The organism is Hydrogenivirga sp. 128-5-R1-1 (assembly GCF_000171895.1).
In genome coordinates, this window is sequence record NZ_ABHJ01000220.1 from 1 (window position 1) to 1,869 (window position 1,869).

At 34.2% G+C, this 1,869-nt stretch carries 2 protein-coding genes and 1 pseudogene; all 3 read left to right on the forward strand.

Features of this window, described 5'->3' with window-relative positions; genetic code table 11:
• Window positions 1-303, forward strand: a pseudogene (locus tag HG1285_RS19885) (cysteine desulfurase NifS); the annotation flags it as partial.
• A gap of 79 nt (window positions 304-382) precedes the next feature.
• Entirely contained in the window at window positions 383-844 is a 462-nt protein-coding gene (locus HG1285_RS03140; protein WP_008288948.1) for an iron-sulfur cluster assembly scaffold protein, read from the forward strand.
• Between the two features lies 1 nt (window position 845).
• Window positions 846-1,869, forward strand: a 1,024-nt coding sequence (locus HG1285_RS03135; RefSeq protein ID WP_008288949.1) for a hypothetical protein, incomplete at its 3' end; no start/stop codon positions are given.

Here is a 1,869-nt window from a genome sequence, read left to right on the forward strand (position 1 = left end):
GAAGGAGAAGCAATGCTTTTAATGCTTGATATAAACAAAACTTACACAGCTTCTGGTTCAGCTTGTGTATCTTACGCATTAAAGCAGTCCCACGTTCTTGCAGCTGTAGGAATTGGAGCTGAAGAGTCTAACGGTTCAATAGTTTTCTCACTTGGAAGAGAAAATACAGAAAAAGATATAGATTACATACTTGAAACATATCCAAAAGTTATACAAAGACTTAGAGAAATATCACCATTTGGACCTGAAAATTGGGACCAGTTTGTTAAAAAGGCTGATAAATACAAAAATGTTAGCGGTTAATTGTGATAAAACTCATTGAGAATATAGAGTTTAAAGTCTAAATTAAACCTAAAATATATAACCTCAGGAGGTTAATAAAATGTTTGAATATAACGAGAAAGTTTTAGACCACTTTACAAACCCAAGAAACTTAGGAGAAATACCTAATCCAGATGGATACGGGCAGTGCGGAAACCCATCTTGTGGAGACGCAATGCTTTTTACTATAAAAGTTGACCCAAAAACTGATGTTATTACAGATGTAAAATTTAAAACATTTGGATGCGGTTCTGCTATAGCAGTTTCTTCTATGCTCACTGAAATGGTGAAAGGAAAGCCTATTGACTATGCTTTAAACTTAACTTACAAAGAAATATTTGAAGAGCTTGGTGGACTTCCACCACAAAAAATCCACTGTACAAACCTTGGACTTGAAACTCTTCACGTTGCAATAAAAGACTATCTTTTAAAACAAGGTAGAGTTGAAGAAGCAGCTAAAATACCTGATTGCATAGAGGAAGAACACGAAGAAGAATCAGTAGATTTAGAACATATAGGGTAATATGAAAAGAAAAGCAGTAGCATTATACTCAGGTGGCTTAGATAGTACACTTGCAATAAAGTTAATACAGGAGCAGGGCATAGAAGTTATAGCCCTGCATTTTTACACAGGCTTTTGCATTACAGAAACAAAAAGAAGAAGAGGCGAAAAGAAAGAAGACGGCTCTCACTACATGAACCCTGCCTTAAAATATGCTGCTAAATATGGTTTTTCCCTTGAAATAATAGATATTTCAGAAGGATACTTTGACATTATACAAAATCCAAAATACGGCTATGGAAGTAATATAAACCCATGTATTGACTGCAGGGCTTACATGTATAAACACGCAAAAAAATATATGGAAGAAATCGGTGCAGACTTTATAATTTCAGGTGAAGTTTTAAATCAAAGACCTATGAGCCAGCATTTAAAGGCAATGAAAATTATTGAAAAAGAAGCTGGTGTTGAAGGTTTAGTTGTAAAGCCACTTTCAGCAAAACTACTTCCTCCAACTATACCTGAAAAGGAAGGATGGATTGATAGGGAAAAATTAGAAGGTATAGCTGGAAGGAGTAGAAAAAGACAGATAGAGCTTGCCAAAAAATTTGGAATAGATGAATATGAACAACCAGCAGGTGGATGCTGTTATTTAACTGATGAAAACTTCGCAAGGAAGTACAAAGAAGTAATAGCTTTTGAAAATACAATTACAAGGGATGAACTTTATTTACTTACAATAGGAAGACATTTCAGACTTCCAACTGGTACAAAAGTTATAGTTACAAGAAATGAAGGTGAAGGAAATTTCATAAAAGGAATTAGGAAAAATTACTGGTATTTCCAGCCTATAGGAAAAGGTGCGGTTGCAATAGCAAGACCTATATCTGGTCAGTATATAACAGAAGAAGATAAAAAAATGATAGCAGATTTAATTGCAAGGTACAGTAAAACCGACCAGGATGGGAAAATTCAGGTTAAAGTTTGTCCTCCTGAATACTTAAAAAATAACGAAAAAGAGAATATAATATTAGGTCAAAGACTGA

What these genes read in the sequence shown, in the direction of transcription:
- HG1285_RS03140 (WP_008288948.1), top strand. Translation starts at nt 383, where the DNA reads ATGTTTGAATATAACGAGAAAGTTTTAGACCACTTTACAAACCCAAGA.